Here is a 16,265-nt window from a genome sequence, read left to right as displayed (position 1 = left end):
TCAGTCCAGGAGTTGGAGCAGGTCGCGGTCACCGCGCTCGCGGAGCCTGGTCAGCAGATCCGGTAGTCCGACGGGTCCCGTCATCCCGATCCTGGTCGCGATCACCCTGGCCGCCTGGTCCTTGGTGCCGCCCGGAGCGGTGTAGCCGACCAGGCGCAGCGCCTTGGTGATCTTCTCTGCCCCCGCCGCGGCCACCGGCAGGTGCCTGGCGCGCAGCACACCCTCGTCCGACAGCGTCAGGAACAGGTGGCCGCCCTCCTTGGCGCCCACGTCGGCAAGCAGCCGTTCCACGTTCTCCAGCACGGGCCTGCCGTGCCAGGTCATCGTCAGCTCGCCCGCGGCGCTGCGGACCGTGCGGCTCTCGCCGGGCGACAGGTCCAGGTAGGCGGCGAAACCGGTCGGGAGCGCGCACTCGCCGCCGGTCAGTTGCTCGGCGGTGACGTCGATCCGCAGCCACCAGCGGCCGTCCGGCTGGCGGAAGCAGCGTCTGGTGTGGGCGACGTCCTTCAGCGGCTGGTACGGCTTGGGCGGCTCCTCCGCCACTCCGTTGCCCTGCGCCGGGGCCACCGGGGTGAACGCGTGGAACTGCGGCTCCTGCTCGCGTGGCCCGTCGGCCTGCGGCGCCTGAGCCTGGAGCGCTTCGGCCTGCGGTGCCTGCTGCCCCTGGGCCTGCACCGGCTGCGGGGCCTCCTGGGCGGCCTGGCGCTGCTCGGGCATCGTGGCCAGGACGAACTGCCAGGCAGGGACCTCCAGGGCGCGGATCTCCTTGCGGTGCCAGTCGGCGGCGCGGATCAGCCGCTCCTTGGGCGCGGCAGGGCCGATCGTCCTGCGCAGCTCGTCCAGATGCGCGCGGTACGGCGCGGCCTCGTCGCTGGCCAGCCACTGGTCGAGCTTGGCACGCAGCTGGGTCTCGGTCTGGTCGATCTCGGCGGGCGGCACGGCGAACAGCTTGGCCAGCTGGTCCACGGCCGACGGCTCGTCGGTGAACACCCGGTTCTGCGCGACCGCCCAGCTCTTGTCGTCCAGGCCCGCGAACGCGGCCTCGATCAGGTCCGCAAGCTCGACGGGCTCGCCCGCGGCGGCCGGCTCGGGTTCCGCTTCGCTCGGCGCGGCCTCCTCGTCGAGCTCGGCCCCGGCCTCGGCCGAGGGGGCGGCGGCGAGAAGCCCGCCCTCGCCCTCAGGTTCCGCATCCTCGGCGTCCTCGACGGCCTCGGCAAGCTCCGCATCCGCGGCCGGCTCCTCGGCGAACTCGGCGGCCTCGGCATGAACCTCCGCAAGCTCGGCCGCCTCCGCCTCGGGGGCTTCGGCGTGCGCCTCGGCAGGCTCGTCGGCTTCGTGCTGTGCTTCGGCAGGCTCCGCATCCGCGGCCTGTGCTTCGGCAGGCTCGTCGGCCTCGGCCTGGGCTTCGGCGGGCTGGACAGCACCCGCCTGCGCCTGGGCAGGCTCGTCGGCCTCGGCAAGCTCGAGAGCCTGCGCCTCGGCGAGCTCGTCGGCCTCGGCCGCTGCGGGCTCGTCGGCCTCGGCCTGGGCTTCGGCGGGCTGAACAGCACTCGCCTGCGCCTGGACGGGCTCGTCGGCTTCGGCCTGCGCCTCGGCGAGCTCTACGGCGTCGGCGGCTGCCGCTGCGGGCTCGTCGGCCACCGGCTCCTCAGCGGGCTGCTCGGCCACCTGCTCGTCGGCAACCGGCTCCTCGTGCTCGGCGGCCTCCAGCGGTGACGCGGTGGCATCCTTGGCGGTCGGCTCTTTGACCGCCTCGGTGGGTGACGCGGGTTCACCGGCCACCGATTGCTCGGTGGGGTCCTTGGTCACCGGCGCTTCGGCGGCGGACTTCGCCGGGGATGCGGCGTGGGGTGCCGGGGCAGGGGAGGCCAGCCGTACCAGGACCGCGGAGAAGAGCGTCGTGAGGACCGGGCGCGCCTGGATGAAGGGCTGGTCGGCGAGCTCGCGGCTGGTGAGGGCGAGCAGGCCGGTCCAGGAGCCCGCACGGTCGAGCGCGATCGCCACGTGGGGCTCGTCGGCGTCGTCCGGGTCCAGCACGTGCAGCGCCGGGAGCACGTCACCCACGGCGGCCGCGGGCCAGTGCTCCAGGGCGATCTCCGTGAGCAGCTCGCCGAGGGACTCGGGGCCGATGGCCGCGAGCACCCGCGGCATGGGCAGGCTCCGCCACCAGGCTTCCGGCAGGTCCGGCTGCCCCGTGAGCAGCGTGATCTTGGACGCGTCGCTCCACCGCAACGGTGGTACGAGGTCGCTCAGGCAGAAGTTCATTCCGTTCCGTTCACCAGCCCCTCACTCCGCCGTCTCGGCGCAGCCATCCCACGGAACAGACCATAGTCTGGCAAAAAGGCCCTACGCACCATGGACTACGCATCAGCGCCGAACGGCGGCGAAGCGTAGGCGAACGTAGTCGGCCATCCATCCGGTCTCGCGCCGCAGGGCGGGCGCCGCCAGCTCGTTGACCCGCCTGAGCAGCGGATCCACGATGTCGGACGGGAGCCCGTCGAGCACCGAGCCCGCGTACATGCGCACCCAGTCGGCCGCCCCGCCGGGGCACTCGTCGAGCGGGGTGGGCCTGTCGAAGTATTCGAGCAACCTGACCACGAAGCCCTCGCGCTCCAGGCGCTGGGCGTACTCGGCAGGGGAGGGAAAGTACCACGGCAGGTCCGGCTCACGCAGGCCGTACTCCCGCCATGCGGTGAGCATCGCGGCGGTCAGCTCGGCGCAGTTGCCGGCCCCGCCCATCTCGGCCACGAAACGGCCGCCGGGGGCCAGCGCCTCGCGGACGTTGGCGATCACGGTGCCGGGGTCGCGGCTCATCCAGTGCAGGGCCGCGTTGGAGAAAACGGCGTCGTAGGCCTGGACGACGGTGAAGTCGTGGCCGTCGCCGATGATGAAGTCGATGCCCGGGTGTTGCGCCAGGGCCTTCTCGATCATGGCGGAGGAGCCGTCGATGCCGAGCACCTCGGCTCCCCGCAGCGCGATCTCGGCGGTCATCACGCCGGTGCCGCAGCCGAGGTCGAGCACGCGCTCGCCCGGCTGCGGGTCGAGCAGGTCCACCAGCGGACGACCGTTGGCGGAGACGTATCCAAAGCTGTTACTGCGAAGACGCTCCAGACTCGGTGTGTCGTATCGCAAGACGATCAGCTCACATTCGTCAGACATCGGGCCCCCGTGGCCGTGCTGTCCGCTCACTTTAGAGCCTGATTGTCTCTACGACATATCAAGTCACATCCGCATCATTGCCATTGGTGCTTGATGTAGGCCTTTGCGGCATCTTCCTGCGGGATCGTCAGCAGCACGGGAGCTCCAGGCGCGGTGGGGAGCTTGGCCGCCTGCTCGGTGTCGAGCGTGCCGCGCATCAGCATGGCCTCGCCGCGCGCGGGGCGGGCGAACCCCTTCTGCAGCAGGTTCTGCCCCTCGTCGGAGAACAGGAACTCCTCCCAGAGCCGGGCGGCCGCCGGGTGCGGGGCGTTCTTGTTGATCGCCTGCACGTAGTAGGCGCCGAGCGGGGCGTCGCGCGGGATCATGACCTTCCACGCCTCGGCGTCCTTGGCGGCCCTGGCGGCGTTGAGGTGATCCCAGTCCACCACCACGTTGGCCTTGTCCGGGCTCGTCAGCCTGCCCGTCTGCTTGAGCTTCTCGAACAGGTTGACGCCCTGTTCCACGCGCGGGGTGCCGGACTGCAGCGAGGCCGCCATGATGCCGTTGAAGGCCGCCGCGGAGCGCAGCGGGTCGCCGTCGAGCGCGACCGTGTAGCCGGGCTTGAGCAGGTCGGCGAAGGAGGCCGGCGCCTGCACCTTGCGCGGGTCGTATCCGATCGACATGTAGCCGCCGTAGCCCGCGTACCAGGCGGCCTTCGGGTCCTTGACGTGGTCGGGCACGTCCTGCCAGCCCAGCACCTTGTACGGGGCGAACTTGCCGGCGTTGGCGACGGCCACGTCCAGGGTCAGGTCGAACACGTCGGGCTTGAGGTCTTTGGCGGCCTCGATCTCGCGGCTGCTGTTGGCGCCGGGTTCGAGCTGGTTGACCTTGACGCCGTACTTGTCGGCGAAGGTGTCGATGATCTCGCCGTAGTTCACCCAGTCACGGGGAAGGGCGATGACGGTGAGGGAGCCTTCCTTCTTGGCCTCTTCGGCCAGCCGCTCCATCGTGCCGAAGCCGTCCTTCATGGAGGCGGCGTGCGCGTTGACGGGCGGCGGCGGCTTCTCTGTGGTGGTCGACGCGCCGCAACCGGCGCTGACGAGGATCGCTGCAAGAGCTGCTGCGCTGGTACGTACGGTCACGGATTAAATACTTACCGCTATCGCCCCGAGGGTCGAGGAGGCACCACGCGGGCGGCGACCAGCATCTCTTCAAGGATTTCCACGATCGTGCCGTCCTGTTTGCGAACGCGCAACACTCCGGCGTCCCACGATTCGAGAATTCCCACCGCGTCGCTGAACCCGCCGGAAACCCTCCTGCGCGTGGTGATCCGTGCGCCGATGTCGGCAGATGTGATCCTGATCACCAGGCGAGCGGGCACGAGTTTGCCACCCTACGTTTCGGCCAGTTGGCAAGCACGGCAATACTAGGTGACAGCAAACCGCGGTTGAAGTCGTGCCATGGTGCGGAGAAGAAGGAGCTCGAGGTGACCTACGTCATCGCGCAGCCTTGCGTGGACGTCCTGGACAAGGCGTGCATCGAGGAGTGCCCCGTCGATTGCATCTACGAGGGCGAGCGCATGCTTTACATCCACCCCGACGAGTGCGTGGACTGCGGCGCGTGCGAGCCTGTGTGCCCGGTCGAGGCGATTTTCTACGAGGATGACCTTCCCGAGCAGTGGAAGGACTACTACAAGGCGAACGTGGACTTCTTCGAGGATCTGGGTTCGCCCGGCGGCGCCTCGAAGGTCGGCAAGATCGACAAGGATCACCCGCTGATCGCCGCCCTGCCTCCGCAGGCCGAGGGCGAGTAGTTCCCGCGGGTTCGGTACGGCCGGCCGTACCGAACCCATGTCTGGAGACACGTGAACAAGCTTCCCGATTTCCCGTGGGACAGGCTGGAGCCGTACAAGGAACGCGCTCAGGCACATCCCGACGGGATCGTCGACCTGTCGATCGGCACGCCGGTCGATCCGGTGCCGAAGGTGATCCAGGATGCCCTCATCCAGGGCGCCGACAGCCCCGGCTACCCGCTGACGCACGGCACCCCGGCGTTGCGCGAGGCGGCGGCCGGGTGGCTGGCGCGTCGCCACGGCGTCGCGGTCGAGCCGCGGGACGTGCTGCCGCTGATCGGCTCCAAGGAGTTCATCGCCGCGCTGCCCGGCTACCTGGGCGCCCAGCGGGTGGTGTTCCCCGAGCTGGCCTATCCCACCTACGACGTGGGAGCCAGGCTGGCAGGGGCCTCCGCGGTGGCCTCGGACGGGCTGCTGGCGCTCGGGCCGGAGAAGGTGGACCTGGTCTGGGTGAACTCGCCCAGCAACCCCACCGGACGGGTGCTGCCCCCTGAACACCTGCGCAAGGTGGTCGCCTGGGCCCGTGAGCGCGGCGCGGTCGTGGCCTCCGACGAGTGCTACATCGAGCTGGGCTGGGAGGAACAGCCGGTCTCGATCCTGCACCCGTCCGTGTGCGAGGGCTCCCACGAGGGGCTGCTTGCGGTCCACTCGCTGTCCAAGCGCTCGAACCTGGCCGGATACCGGGCCGGGTTCGTCACGGGCGATCCCGCGCTGGTCAAGCGGCTGCTGGAAACCCGTAAACACGCGGGGATGCTGATGCCGCAGCCGGTCCAGGTCGCGATGACGGTCGCGCTGGGTGACGACGCGCACGCCGAGGCCCAGCGGGAGCTGTACTCGGCCCGCCGTGCGGTGCTGCGGCCCGCGCTGGAGCGGGCGGGGTGGCGGATCGACCACTCGGTGGCCGGGCTCTACCTGTGGGCGTCGAACGGGGAGAACGCCTGGGATCAGGTGAGCAAGCTCTCCGAAATCGGGATTTTGGTCGCGCCAGGCGAATTTTACGGACGAGCAGGTGAACGGCACGTCCGCGTCGCGCTGACCGCCTCCGATGAACGCATCGGTGCGGCGGTGAGCCGCCTCCAGTAGGATCGCGCCTCATAAGTTGATAAAGGGCGTTTGCCGAGGCAGACCGCGAGTGGAGCGAGCTGATCGATGAGCATGACCTCCATGGTCGTACTCGGGCTGAGCATCGCCACCGTCCTGCTGCTGCTCGGGGCCTTCGTGGCCACCCTGCGGCGGGACGGGAAGGGCCGCACGACCGCGCCGCCTGCCGAGGTCGCTCCCGTCGAGACCCCGCTCGCGGCACCCGTGGTCGTGCCCGGGCATGTCGGCTCGGACTACGACGATCCCCGCACCATCAAGGTCGGCGATCGGATCGAAGTGCACGGCACGCCCTCGCGCGTCCGCGGGGCCGTCTTCGTCTCCTGGCAGGGGCAGGAGTGGACGGAGTACGTCCTGGAAGAGGGGATCGCCCGCACGCGCTGGCTCTCGGTGGAGGTACGGCACGGCCTGGCCGGCGGGGATCCGCCCCACCTGGAGGTCCTGGTCTGGACCGACGTCCCGACCCAGGGCATGGTGCCGGCCAAGAGCATGCTCATCATGGAGGGCGTCGAGTTCTTCCCCATCGAGCGCGGCACGGCCGCCTTCCGGACGGAGGGCGACACCGGGTACCCGGAGCGCGGCCTGCTGGACTTCGCCGACTACCGCGCCTCGGACGGCCGCCTGCTCTCCTTCGAACGCGTCCAGGGCGCCGCCTGGACCGCCAGCCACGCCGAACCCCTGCCCCCAGGCTCCATCACGATCGTCAGCCGCGCCCCCAACTGACGCGTCGGCGGGTCAGGACAGTTCGACCGCGTCGGTGGTCGCTTTGGTAGTGGGCTGCCAGCCGTCGTCGTCCGAGGCGGCGGCCGACGCGGACCAGGCGCTGCCGCTGTAGGCGACGCGGCGCAGGCCGTACTTCTGGGCGTGCGCGACCGACCAGGAGGCGATCAGCCAGCCGCGGCGCTCGGTGGTGCTGGCGGTGCTGCCGAGCGCGCGGGTGAGCTGGCGGCGGGCCTCGTCGGTACGCGGCTGCGGCTGGGGTGTCTGCGCCTTGGGCGGCGGGTAGCTGCAGTGCAGGGCCTTGGGGACGCGGCCGGTGAAGGCCGAGGCCAGCAGCTTGGCGTCCTCCTCGTGCACGGCGTAGGCGTAGCCGCCGGCTGAGCGCTGCACCGCCTGGGCGGCGTCCGCGAGCGGGATCTTGCGGTAGTCCTTGACCTTCACCAGCGCGGCGAAGAACTTGTTCGAGGCGTAGACCGGGTCCATCAGCTGCTTCTTGGACCCCCACCCCTGCGAGGAGCGCTGCTGGAAGATGCCCACCGAGTCGCGGTCACCGTACTTCAGGTTGAAGAGCTTCGACTCCTGCAGCGAGGTGGCCAGCGCGATCACCACCGCCCGCTCCGGCAGCCGGCGGCGCGCCGCGACGGCGGCGATCGTGGCCGACATCTGCGCCTGCTCCGGCTCGAGCCCCAGCTCACCCTTGTCGGTCTTGACCAGGCAGTGGGCCTCGGTCACCACCAGCGGCGCGGTCTTTTTGAGCAGGTTGTACAGGCCCACGGAGATTCCCACCGCGAGCACGACGACGATGACCGCGATGGCGATGACTCCGCGGGAGAAGCGCAGGCGCACCCTGAAAAACTACCCGGCCAGATAGGCTCCGTGGCCATGAGTCTGCAGTCACCCTTGCCCGCCGCGATCGACGAGCTGTGGGCGCGCCGCGACACGCTGTCACCGGAGGACGCCGAGGCCCGCAGCCTCGTCGTGGGCGCCATCGACCAGCTCGACACCGGCAGGGCCCGGGTCGCCATGATCTCCGGCGACGAGGTGATGGTGGACGAGCGGGCCAAACGGGCGATCCTGCTCAGCTTCAAGGTGCTGAGCATGGCCAGGTCGCAGGTGGGTGATTTCCAGCACCTCGACAGGCATCCGCTGAAGACCACCTTCGAAGGGGTGCGCGTGGTGCCGGGGGCGATCGCCCGCTGGGGCGCCTACCTGGCCCCCGGCGTGGTGCTCATGCCGTCTTTCACCAACATCGGGGCCTTCGTCGACGAGAACACCATGGTGGACACCTGGGCGACCGTCGGCTCCTGCGCCCAGATCGGCAAGAACGTGCACCTGTCCGGAGGAGCGGGCATCGGCGGCGTGCTCGAGCCGCCGAACGCGGTCCCGGTGGTGATCGAGGACGACGCGCTGATCGGCAGCCGGGCAATGATCGTCGAGGGCGCCCGGGTCGGCCGCGGCGCGGTCGTCGGCGCGGGCACCATCCTGTCGGCGTCGATCCCGGTCATCGACGTCGAGACCGGCGAAGAGCTGAGCCGCGGCCGCATCCCCGACTGGTGCGTGGCGGTCAGCGGCACCCGCCAGAAGCGGTTCCCCGGCGGCACGTTCGGCCTGCCGTGCGTGCTGGTGCTCAGGCGCCTCGAGCCGGGCCAGCGACACGACAAGGCGGCACTCAACCAGGTGCTGCGCGAGCACGGAGTGAATGCCTGATGCTGGATCTCACGCAGGACGTCGGCGCGCTGACCGCCGCGATCGTGGACGTCGAGTCGGTCAGCGGCGCCGAGAAGGCCCTGGCCGACCTGGTCGAGCAGGCGCTGCGGGCGCTGCCCCACCTGACCGTCGACCGCTCCGGCGACACGGTCGTGGCCCGCACCTTCCTCGGGTACGGCGAGCGGGTCCTGATCGCGGGCCACCTCGACACCGTGCCCGTGGCGGACAACCTGCCCAGCCGGGTCGAGGGCGACCTGCTCTACGGCTGCGGCACCACCGACATGAAGGCGGGCGTGGCGGTGGCGCTCAAGCTGGCCGCGACCGTGGCCGCCCCCAACAGGGACGTGACCTACGTCTTCTACGACTGCGAGGAGGTCGAGGCCGAGCGCAACGGCCTCAACCGGGTGGCCCGCGACCACGCTGACTGGTTGGCCGCCGACTTCGCCGTGCTCATGGAGCCCACCGACGGCGTCATCGAGGGCGGCTGCCAGGGCACGCTCCGCGCCGACGTCACGGTCACGGGCAAGCGCGCCCACAGCGCCAGGTCCTGGTTCGGGGTCAACGCCATCCACGGCATCGAGCCGGTGCTGGCCAGGCTGAACGCCTACGAGGCCAGGCTGCCCGTGGTGGACGGCCTGCAGTATCACGAGGGGCTGAACGCGGTCGGCATCAGGGGCGGCGTCGCCGGCAACGTCATCCCCGACGAGTGCGTGGTGTCGGTGAACTACCGCTTCGCCCCCGACCTGTCGATCGAGCAGGCTCAGGACCACGTGCGCGAGGTGTTCGACGGGTTCCAGGTGGCCTTCACCGACACCGCGCCCGGCGCCAGGCCCGGCCTCACCCACCCGGTGGCTGCCGCCTTCACGACCGCGGTCGGCGGCACGCCCCGTGCCAAGCTGGGCTGGACCGACGTCGCCCGCTTCTCCGCACTCGGCATTCCCGCCGTCAACTACGGCCCGGGGGATCCGAATCTGGCGCACCAGCAGGGGGAGTTCGTGTCGCTTTCGAAGATCGCGGAAAGCGAGCGGGCCATGCTCGACTGGCTCCGCACATGAAAGTGGCTCTCCTCGCCGGCCATTTGGCGGGGAGAGCCACTTTCAGTCCCGAGCAGCACCCTCGCCGATTAGACGCAGCCTCCTCGAAATCCGGTTCCTCCTTTTTTCAAGATTTTTTAGAGAACCTGAAATGGTCTCTGACCAGGGATTTCGTTCGCGACCCGGTCACCGAGTCCCGATACGGCCGGGCCGCGGCGACCCCGGAGGAGGGATCCGGAGCCGCAAGACGCGTAATTCGCGCAGGACGGGCTAGCGTGCTCCGTATGAAACAGACACGTCCGGAACGCCGCCAAGGGCAGGCCGTGGTTCGTGGCGATATGGTCCCCTCCTCCACCCACGACCAGCGGCTGCTCGACAGGCAGGGGCCCGCCGACTGGGTGCACATGGATCCGTGGCGGGTACTGCGCATCCAGGCGGAGTTCGTCGAAGGTTTCGGTGCGCTGGCCGAGCTGCCTCCGGCCGTGACCGTGTTCGGCTCGGCCCGCACGCCCGTCGACTCGCCCGAGTACGAGCTCGGCGTGCAGCTGGGCAGGGCGCTGGCCGGGGCCGGGTACGCGGTGATCACCGGGGGCGGGCCAGGCGTCATGGAGGCCGCGAACCGGGGCGCCACCGAGGCCGGGGGCATCTCGGTCGGGCTCGGCATCGAGCTGCCGTTCGAGCAGCGCATGAACGACTACGTGGACCTCGGGATCGAGTTCCGCTACTTCTTCGTCCGCAAGACCATGTTCGTCAAGTACTCCTGCGGCTTCATCGCGCTGCCCGGCGGGTTCGGCACGCTCGACGAGCTGTTCGAGGCGCTCACGCTGGTGCAGACGCGCAAGGTGACCTCGTTCCCCGTCGTGCTGGTGGGCAGCGAGTACTGGGGCGGGCTGCTGGAGTGGGTCAAGCACGCGCTGCTCGGCGGCGGCAAGATCGCGGCGCAGGACCTCGACCTCATCCACCTCACCGACGACGTCGACGAGGCCGTGCGCATCGTGGCCGACGCCGACCTGGCCCGCTCCAGGCAGCTTCAGGACGAGCTGGAGGCATCCGCGGCCCAGCCTGCCGAACCCCAGTAGGGAGCCCCGCATAAGCTCGCGTCCGTGAATATCTGCGTCTTTTGCTCCTCCAGTCAGAAGATCGACCAGAAGTACGTGGACCTGGCGGCCGAGGTCGGCACCGAGCTCGCCGAGCGCGGGCACACGCTGGTGAGCGGCGGTGCCACGGTCTCCTGCATGGGGGCCGTGACCAGGGCCACGCGGGCGGCGGGCGGGCGCACCGTGGGAGTCATCCCGCAGTCGCTGGTGGACATCGAGATCGCCGACACCGAGTCGGACGAGCTGATCGTCACGGCCGACATGCGCGAGCGCAAGGGCCTCATGGACGCCCGCTCCGACGCCTTCCTGGTGCTGCCTGGCGGCATCGGGACGCTCGAGGAGCTGTTCGAGATCTGGACCTCGCGCGTGCTCGGCCTGCACGACCGGCCGCTGGTCATCCTCGACCCGTGGGGATTGTTCGAGCCGCTGCGGCAGCTCATCGACAACCTGTACGAGGCGGGCTTCACCCGGGCCAACATCTTCGACGCGGTGTCGTGGACGACCTCGGTGGAAGAGGCCTTCGAGCACCTGGAAGGGCGGGCCAAGCCGGTGCGGCCGAGCGTGGAGGAGCTAGGCGAGTCCGCGCCGGGTTAGCGCCGGGGGCCGGTTGCCCGCCAGGGAGTCGGTCATCTCCAGGGCTTGCCGTACCTCATCCGTGTATTCCGTGACGAACACCCGCGCACCATGCCAGAAGTAAACGGCCGCGGCGGCGAGCGCGGCGTCGAGCCGGGACGGCAACGTGACCAGCACGGTCGCGCCTCCGGCGGACAGTTCGGCCGCCTCCGCGGGGGTTCGCGCCTGCGTCCACGCGGGATCCCAGGGCGCGCCTGGGGTGACAAGTGCGGGCATCATGCCCCGATGGTATGAGTACGATGCCAATGTGCTGGTCGTCGTACTCGCCATCGCCGCGCTCGCCATTCTGGCAGGCGTCGTCTTGGTCTCCCTTGGTAGGGGCGGTGAGCTGACCGAGTTCCCGCCGGACGTGCCGCCGCTGGATCTGCCCGCGCCCGGGCAGCTGACGGCGGTGGACTTCATGGCGCTGCAGCTGCCGGTCAACCTGGTCGGCTATCACACGCAGACCGTCGACGAGACCCTGCGGCGGGCCGCCAGCGCGATCAGCGCCCGCGACACCAGGATCGCGGTGCTGGAGCAGCGCGTGTCGGAGCTGCTGTCGAGCCGCCTGCAGGCGCGCCAGGAGGTCTACGCGGCGCCGGGCAGCGGCCCGCGCACCGAGCACGAGCCCGAGGCCCCCGCCCGCCCCGCGCTGCCCGAGGAGGGCGACCAGGTCTACGCCCCGCCCTCCTTCGGCAAGGACGACCGGCACGAGGTACGGCAGGCCGCCAGCCACCCCTACGAGGTACGGCAGGCCGAGCCGGAACCCACCGACGAGCCCACCGAGGAGCCGGTCGCGGAGCCTTCGCCCGCCGCGGAGCCCGCCGCCGAGGCACGCCAGGACGAGGCTTCCCAGGACGAGCACGTCGAGGCTTCCCAGGACGAGCCGGAGCGCGTCGAGTCCGACGAGCCGCAGGGCGAGGAGGCGGGCGTCGAGACCCCGGAGGCAGGGGCGCAGGACCAGAAACACGAGGACGGGGAGACTGTGCGGGTGTCGTCGGGCAAGGACGAGGACGAGCGCCAGTGACCGAGGTCATCCGCTGCGCGTGGGGCAACTCCAGCCCGCTGTACATGGCCTACCACGACGAGGAGTGGGGCCGCCCGGTCCACGGCGACGACAAGATCTTCGAGCGGGTGACGCTGGAGGCGTTCCAGTCGGGCCTGTCGTGGATCACGATCCTGCGCAAACGGGAGAACTTCCGCAAGGCCTTCGACGGCTTCGAGATCGTCAAGGTCGCCGCCTACACCGAGCATGACGTGGAGCGCCTGCTGGCCGACAGCGGCATCGTCCGCAACCGGGCCAAGGTGGATGCCGCGATCGCCAACGCCAGGGCCGCGCTCGAGGTGCCGGGCGGGCTGTCGGAGCTGGTCTGGCGGTACGCGGATCCGGACGCGCCCATGCCGAGGACGATGGCCGACGTGCCCGCCATCACACCCGGGTCCAAGGCGCTGGCCAAGGAACTGAAGAAGCACGGGTTCCGCTTCGTCGGCCCGACGACGGCCTACGCGCTGATGCAGGCGATCGGACTGGTCAACGACCACATCGAAGGCTGCGTAGCCCGCCAGCCCTGAGCCCGCCCCACGGCCTCTGACCTCTGAGCAGGCTCACTTCCCTTGGAAGGTGGGCCGTTGTTTGGCGAGGAAGGCCTGGGTGGCGTCCTGGTGGTCCTCGGTGGCCACGCAGGCGTCCTGCAGGTCGGCCTCCAGTGCCAGCGACTCGGCCAGGGAGTGCGTGGCGGCGAAGGCCAGGGCCTGCTTCGTGGCCGCGTACGCCTTGGTGGGTCCCGCTGCCAGCCGTACGGCCAGCTCCTGCGCGGTCTTCAGCACGTCGTCGGCGGGCACCACGCGCGTGACCAGGCCCAGCTCGAAGGCGCGGGCCGCGTCGAGAGGCTCGCCCAGCAGCAGGTGCGCGGCGGCGCGGCCGGGACCCATCAGGCGCTGCAGCGTCCACGACATGCCCGAGTCGGGCGCCAGCCCGATCCCGGAGAAGGCCGCGGCGAACTTGGCCTTCTCCGAGGCGACCCGCAGATCGCAGGCGAAGGCCAGGGCGGCGCCCGCCCCGGCGGCCACCCCGTTGACCGCGGCCACGACCGGCTTGGGCATCGTGGTGATCAGCTCGACGATGGGGTTGTAGTGCTCGCGCACCGTGTTGGCCAGGCCGCGGCCCGCCTCCAGGTTGTCGGCGTGCTCGCGCAGGTCCTGCCCGGCGCAGAAGGCCCTGCCCGAGCCGGTCAGCAGAACTGCCCTGACCGACTCGTCGGCCGCCGCGTCGCGCAGCGCGGCCAGCAGGCCGGCCTTGAGATCGGCCGTGAGCGAGTTCATCGCGTCGGGGCGGTCCAGCGTGATGGTGGCGACGGCGTCGGTCACGTCATAGCGGATCAAAGAGTGCTCCTTGCGTCATAGCAGCTGTCTGTCGACGAAGGCTGCCGCCGCCGGCAGCAGGCGGGCAGCTTCCTGCTCGAAGTAGATCCTCGCCTTCTCGCCCGGCCACCCGGCGGGCAGCAGCTCGGCGGGCAGACCGGGATCGCGGAACAGGAAGTTGCGCCACCCGTGCACCAGTCTGCTCCTGGTGGCGAACACCTGATCACCCGGGGCGTTCTCCGGCAGCGCCGCGACCAGTGTCACGGCCTCGGAAAGCCACTGCTCGTAGGCCGCGCCGATGGCCTCCAGATCCCAGGCCCTGGCCAGCAGCTCCCGCGGATCGCCCTCCAGCGCCGCGTCGAACCTGTCGGCCTCGATGCCCTCCGCCTCCAGCAGGTGGTCCAGCTCGATGGACGAGCGCGGCCCGATCCACGTCGTCTCCGACAGCGAGGCGTAGCCGAGGAAGGTCAGGTCGGCCCTGATCCGCTCCCTGCGCTGGCGCTCCTTGACCGGCCCGAAGACGATCAGGTGCCAGCGGCCGCGCCAGGTGATCGTCCCAGCTCGGTAAATTCTCAGCGCTGCCTCATCCAGGCGTCTCACGCACTTAGGGGTCAGCCCGTAACCCGGCCCAGGGGGCAGCTTCACCGGCCGCAGCCACCCCTGGCGCACCATCCGTGACACGGCTGTCCGTACTGCGGGAGCCGCGATTTCCAGGGGTTTCATGAGCCGGACAAGAGCGGCCACGGAGGCCTGACCACCGCGTGTGCGCAGGTGGTCTCCGTAGAGGTCGAACAGGGCAGCACGCGCATGCACAAGGTCCAGTTTGGACGCCTTGGACCACCTCGACAACGCATTCTGGGAGGAGATCGTTACCCATGAGGGCTCTCGATGCGGGAGAATAGGACATCACAGAAGACGTGAATGCGCCGGTCGCCCCCGTGGGCGGCCGGAAATCGCGGGCCGCGGGAGCCCAAGGCAGGAAGGGATGCACGCATGGCGGCGATGAAGCCGCGGACCGGCGATGGTCCGCTCGAGGTCACCAAGGAAGGGCGCGGCATTGTCATGCGGGTCCCCCTGGAGGGTGGCGGCCGGCTCGTCGTGGAGATTTCCGCCGACGAGGCCAAGGCGCTCGGCGAGGCGTTGAAGAACGTCGTCGGCTGAGCGCTCCCCGGATTGGATGACGGCCCTGGCGTGCTCGCGCCGGGGCCGGTTACGTTTGGAGATATCCCGTGCCCATTGAGACCACTGCCGCGGTGGTCGCCGAGGTCCCTCAGGACGCCGAGCTGCTGGCCGTGCCGTACTCCTCGGACCTCACCCCCGCCCTCCCCTTCGAGCTGCCGGTCCCTGTCGCCGGGCTGCTCGACCACCACGAGGCCAAGGGCGAGCCCGGCGAGATCGTCGAGGTGCCGGTGACCCGCGGCGACGCGGTCGGCCGGGTGCTGCTGTACGGCGTGGGCGACGCCTCCCCGAAGGCGCTGCGCAAGGCCGCCGCCGCCCTCACCCGCAAGGCCAAGGGCCGCGCGTCGCTGGCCGTGGTCGTGCCCGACGGCGACGTCGCGGTCTTCGCCGAGGCCGCCCTGCTCGCGGCCTACACCTTCAAGATCGGCACCCCCGGCAAGCCTGCCGTCGGCACGCTCACCCTCGTCACGCCCGACGAGCAGGCCGTACGGCGAGGCCGCCGCATCGCCGAGGCCGTGGCGCTGGCCCGCGACCTGGCCAACACGCCCGCCTCGGTCAAGAATCCCGCCTGGCTGGCCGAGCGCGCCGCCGAGCAGGGCGTGCCCGTGCGCGTGTGGGACGAGGAGCAGCTGCAGGCCGGCGGCTTCGGCGGCATCCTGGCCGTCGGGCGCGGCTCGGCCAGCCCTCCCCGGCTCATCCAGCTGTCCTACACGCCCGACTCCTACGACCGGCACGTCGTGCTGGTGGGCAAGGGCATCACGTTCGACTCGGGTGGCCTGTCGCTCAAGCCGACCGAGAACATGAAGACCCAGAAGACGGACATGGCGGGCGGCGGCGTCGTCATCGCCGTGCTCGGCGCGCTGGCCGCCCTGGGCGCCCGGGTCCGGGTGACCGGTCTGATCGCCTCGGCCGAGAACATGCCCTCCGGTACGGCGCAGCGGCCCAGCGACGTCATCACCCACTACGGCGGGCGCACGGTCGAGGTGCTCAACACCGACGCGGAAGGCCGCCTGGTGCTCGCGGACGCCCTGGCCTACGCCGACTCCGAGCTCGACCCCGACGCGGTGGTGGACATCGCCACGCTCACGGGCGCGATCACGGTGGCGCTCGGGCGCAACATCGGCGCCGTGTACTCCTCCGACGACGAGCTGGCCGACGCGCTGGTGGCGGCCGGGCAGTCCAGCGACGACCGGCTGTGGCGGATGCCGCTCATCGACGACTACACGCCGGCGCTGGAGTCGTCGATCGCGGACCTGGCCAACGTGGAGTCGGGTTCGCGCTTCGGGGCCGGGTCGATCACCGCGGCGCTGTTCCTGCGGGAGTTCGCCGGCAAGCGGCCGTGGGCGCACCTGGACATCGCGGGCGTCGGCCGGAGCACCGTGGACGAGGGCATCGTGACCAAGGGCGCCACCGGGTTCGGCGTCCGGGTGCTGCTCGACTGGCTCACCCGGTACTGAGATTCCGGGC

19 protein-coding genes and 1 pseudogene are annotated in these 16,265 nt (G+C 70.5%); 11 read left to right on the top strand and 9 right to left on the bottom strand.

The features are described 5' to 3' along the window. From ACIBHX_RS21460 to ACIBHX_RS21445, 4 genes are all read right to left on the bottom strand, one after another. Complete coding sequence (locus tag ACIBHX_RS21460) at window positions 1-2,265, bottom strand: hypothetical protein (protein ID WP_397068912.1); 2,265 nt, start codon at window positions 2,263-2,265, stop codon at window positions 1-3. Window positions 2,266-2,367: 102 nt separating this feature from the next. Next, entirely contained in the window at window positions 2,368-3,159 is a 792-nt protein-coding gene (locus ACIBHX_RS21455; RefSeq protein ID WP_397068911.1) for a class I SAM-dependent methyltransferase, read from the bottom strand. Between the two features lie 74 nt (window positions 3,160-3,233). Next, the gene (locus ACIBHX_RS21450) at window positions 3,234-4,280 is read right to left on the bottom strand and encodes an ABC transporter substrate-binding protein (protein WP_397068910.1); all 1,047 of its coding nucleotides are present in this window, start codon (window positions 4,278-4,280) and stop codon (window positions 3,234-3,236) included. A 17-nt stretch (window positions 4,281-4,297) separates the two neighbouring features. Further along, window positions 4,298-4,519: a hypothetical protein gene (locus ACIBHX_RS21445; protein WP_397068909.1), complete on the bottom strand. Its 222-nt coding sequence runs from the start codon at window positions 4,517-4,519 to the stop codon at window positions 4,298-4,300. A gap of 105 nt (window positions 4,520-4,624) precedes the next feature. Here ACIBHX_RS21445 and fdxA point away from each other — a divergent pair, with 105 nt between their 5' ends. From fdxA to ACIBHX_RS21430, 3 genes are all read left to right on the top strand, one after another. Further along, the gene (gene fdxA, locus ACIBHX_RS21440) at window positions 4,625-4,951 is read left to right on the top strand and encodes a ferredoxin (RefSeq protein WP_214327067.1); all 327 of its coding nucleotides are present in this window, start codon (window positions 4,625-4,627) and stop codon (window positions 4,949-4,951) included. A gap of 51 nt (window positions 4,952-5,002) precedes the next feature. After that, on the top strand, window positions 5,003-6,073 hold the full coding sequence (gene dapC / locus ACIBHX_RS21435; protein ID WP_397068908.1) for a succinyldiaminopimelate transaminase: 1,071 nt from the start codon (window positions 5,003-5,005) through the stop codon (window positions 6,071-6,073). Between the two features lie 66 nt (window positions 6,074-6,139). Further along, window positions 6,140-6,811, top strand: a complete 672-nt coding sequence (locus ACIBHX_RS21430) for a DUF4178 domain-containing protein (protein ID WP_397068907.1) — start codon at window positions 6,140-6,142, stop codon at window positions 6,809-6,811. Between the two features lie 12 nt (window positions 6,812-6,823). On the opposite strand, the gene ACIBHX_RS21425 is transcribed toward ACIBHX_RS21430, so the two are convergent. Then, window positions 6,824-7,654 (bottom strand): hypothetical protein, encoded by an 831-nt coding sequence (locus tag ACIBHX_RS21425; RefSeq protein ID WP_397068906.1) that lies wholly within the window; start codon window positions 7,652-7,654, stop codon window positions 6,824-6,826. A gap of 36 nt (window positions 7,655-7,690) precedes the next feature. Between ACIBHX_RS21425 and ACIBHX_RS21420 the strand changes: the two genes are divergently transcribed. The 4 genes from ACIBHX_RS21420 (at window position 7,691) to ACIBHX_RS21405 (ending at window position 11,240) form a co-directional block, all read left to right on the top strand. Next, entirely contained in the window at window positions 7,691-8,515 is an 825-nt protein-coding gene (locus tag ACIBHX_RS21420; RefSeq protein WP_397068905.1) for a 2,3,4,5-tetrahydropyridine-2,6-dicarboxylate N-succinyltransferase, read from the top strand. Further along, on the top strand, window positions 8,515-9,570 hold the full coding sequence (gene dapE, locus ACIBHX_RS21415; RefSeq protein ID WP_397068904.1) for a succinyl-diaminopimelate desuccinylase: 1,056 nt from the start codon (window positions 8,515-8,517) through the stop codon (window positions 9,568-9,570). The genes ACIBHX_RS21420 and dapE overlap by 1 nt, the downstream gene beginning before the upstream one ends. A gap of 317 nt (window positions 9,571-9,887) precedes the next feature. Further along, the gene (locus ACIBHX_RS21410) at window positions 9,888-10,628 is read left to right on the top strand and encodes a TIGR00730 family Rossman fold protein (protein WP_397069238.1); all 741 of its coding nucleotides are present in this window, start codon (window positions 9,888-9,890) and stop codon (window positions 10,626-10,628) included. A 24-nt stretch (window positions 10,629-10,652) separates the two neighbouring features. Then, on the top strand, window positions 10,653-11,240 hold the full coding sequence (locus ACIBHX_RS21405; protein ID WP_397068903.1) for a TIGR00730 family Rossman fold protein: 588 nt from the start codon (window positions 10,653-10,655) through the stop codon (window positions 11,238-11,240). Here ACIBHX_RS21405 and ACIBHX_RS21400 read toward each other — a convergent pair. Further along, entirely contained in the window at window positions 11,217-11,498 is a 282-nt protein-coding gene (locus tag ACIBHX_RS21400; protein ID WP_397068902.1) for a hypothetical protein, read from the bottom strand. The two genes, ACIBHX_RS21405 and ACIBHX_RS21400, sit on opposite strands and share 24 nt — an antisense overlap. Window positions 11,499-11,526: 28 nt before the next feature. Between ACIBHX_RS21400 and ACIBHX_RS21395 the strand changes: the two genes are divergently transcribed. Continuing rightward, entirely contained in the window at window positions 11,527-12,285 is a 759-nt protein-coding gene (locus tag ACIBHX_RS21395; protein WP_397068901.1) for a hypothetical protein, read from the top strand. Beyond that, a complete protein-coding gene (locus ACIBHX_RS21390) occupies window positions 12,282-12,830 on the top strand; it encodes a DNA-3-methyladenine glycosylase I (RefSeq protein ID WP_397068900.1) in 549 nt (182 codons plus the stop codon). Before ACIBHX_RS21395 ends, ACIBHX_RS21390 begins: the two co-directional genes overlap by 4 nt. A 33-nt stretch (window positions 12,831-12,863) precedes the next feature. Here ACIBHX_RS21390 and ACIBHX_RS21385 read toward each other — a convergent pair whose 3' ends face one another. The 3 genes and pseudogenes from ACIBHX_RS21385 to ACIBHX_RS21375 all read right to left on the bottom strand — a co-directional run. Continuing rightward, window positions 12,864-13,640, bottom strand: a complete 777-nt coding sequence (locus ACIBHX_RS21385) for an enoyl-CoA hydratase-related protein (RefSeq protein ID WP_397068899.1) — start codon at window positions 13,638-13,640, stop codon at window positions 12,864-12,866. 15 nt (window positions 13,641-13,655) lie between these two features. Continuing rightward, window positions 13,656-14,219, bottom strand: a complete 564-nt coding sequence (locus tag ACIBHX_RS21380) for a PaaX family transcriptional regulator C-terminal domain-containing protein (protein ID WP_397069237.1) — start codon at window positions 14,217-14,219, stop codon at window positions 13,656-13,658. A gap of 48 nt (window positions 14,220-14,267) precedes the next feature. Beyond that, a pseudogene (locus tag ACIBHX_RS21375) lies at window positions 14,268-14,432 on the bottom strand (PaaX family transcriptional regulator); the annotation flags it as partial. Window positions 14,433-14,612: 180 nt separating this feature from the next. Here ACIBHX_RS21375 and ACIBHX_RS21370 point away from each other — a divergent pair. Continuing rightward, complete coding sequence (locus ACIBHX_RS21370; RefSeq protein ID WP_020545024.1) at window positions 14,613-14,780, top strand: DUF3117 domain-containing protein; 168 nt, start codon at window positions 14,613-14,615, stop codon at window positions 14,778-14,780. 68 nt (window positions 14,781-14,848) lie between these two features. Next, window positions 14,849-16,255 (top strand): leucyl aminopeptidase, encoded by a 1,407-nt coding sequence (locus ACIBHX_RS21365; RefSeq protein WP_397068898.1) that lies wholly within the window; start codon window positions 14,849-14,851, stop codon window positions 16,253-16,255. Window positions 16,256-16,265: the final 10 nt, after the last annotated feature.

Origin of the sequence: Nonomuraea sp. NPDC050536 (genome assembly GCF_044457685.1) — a bacterium.
Classification (GTDB): Bacteria; Actinomycetota; Actinomycetes; order Streptosporangiales; family Streptosporangiaceae; genus Nonomuraea.
This window is presented reverse-complemented; position numbering and strand designations above follow the sequence as displayed.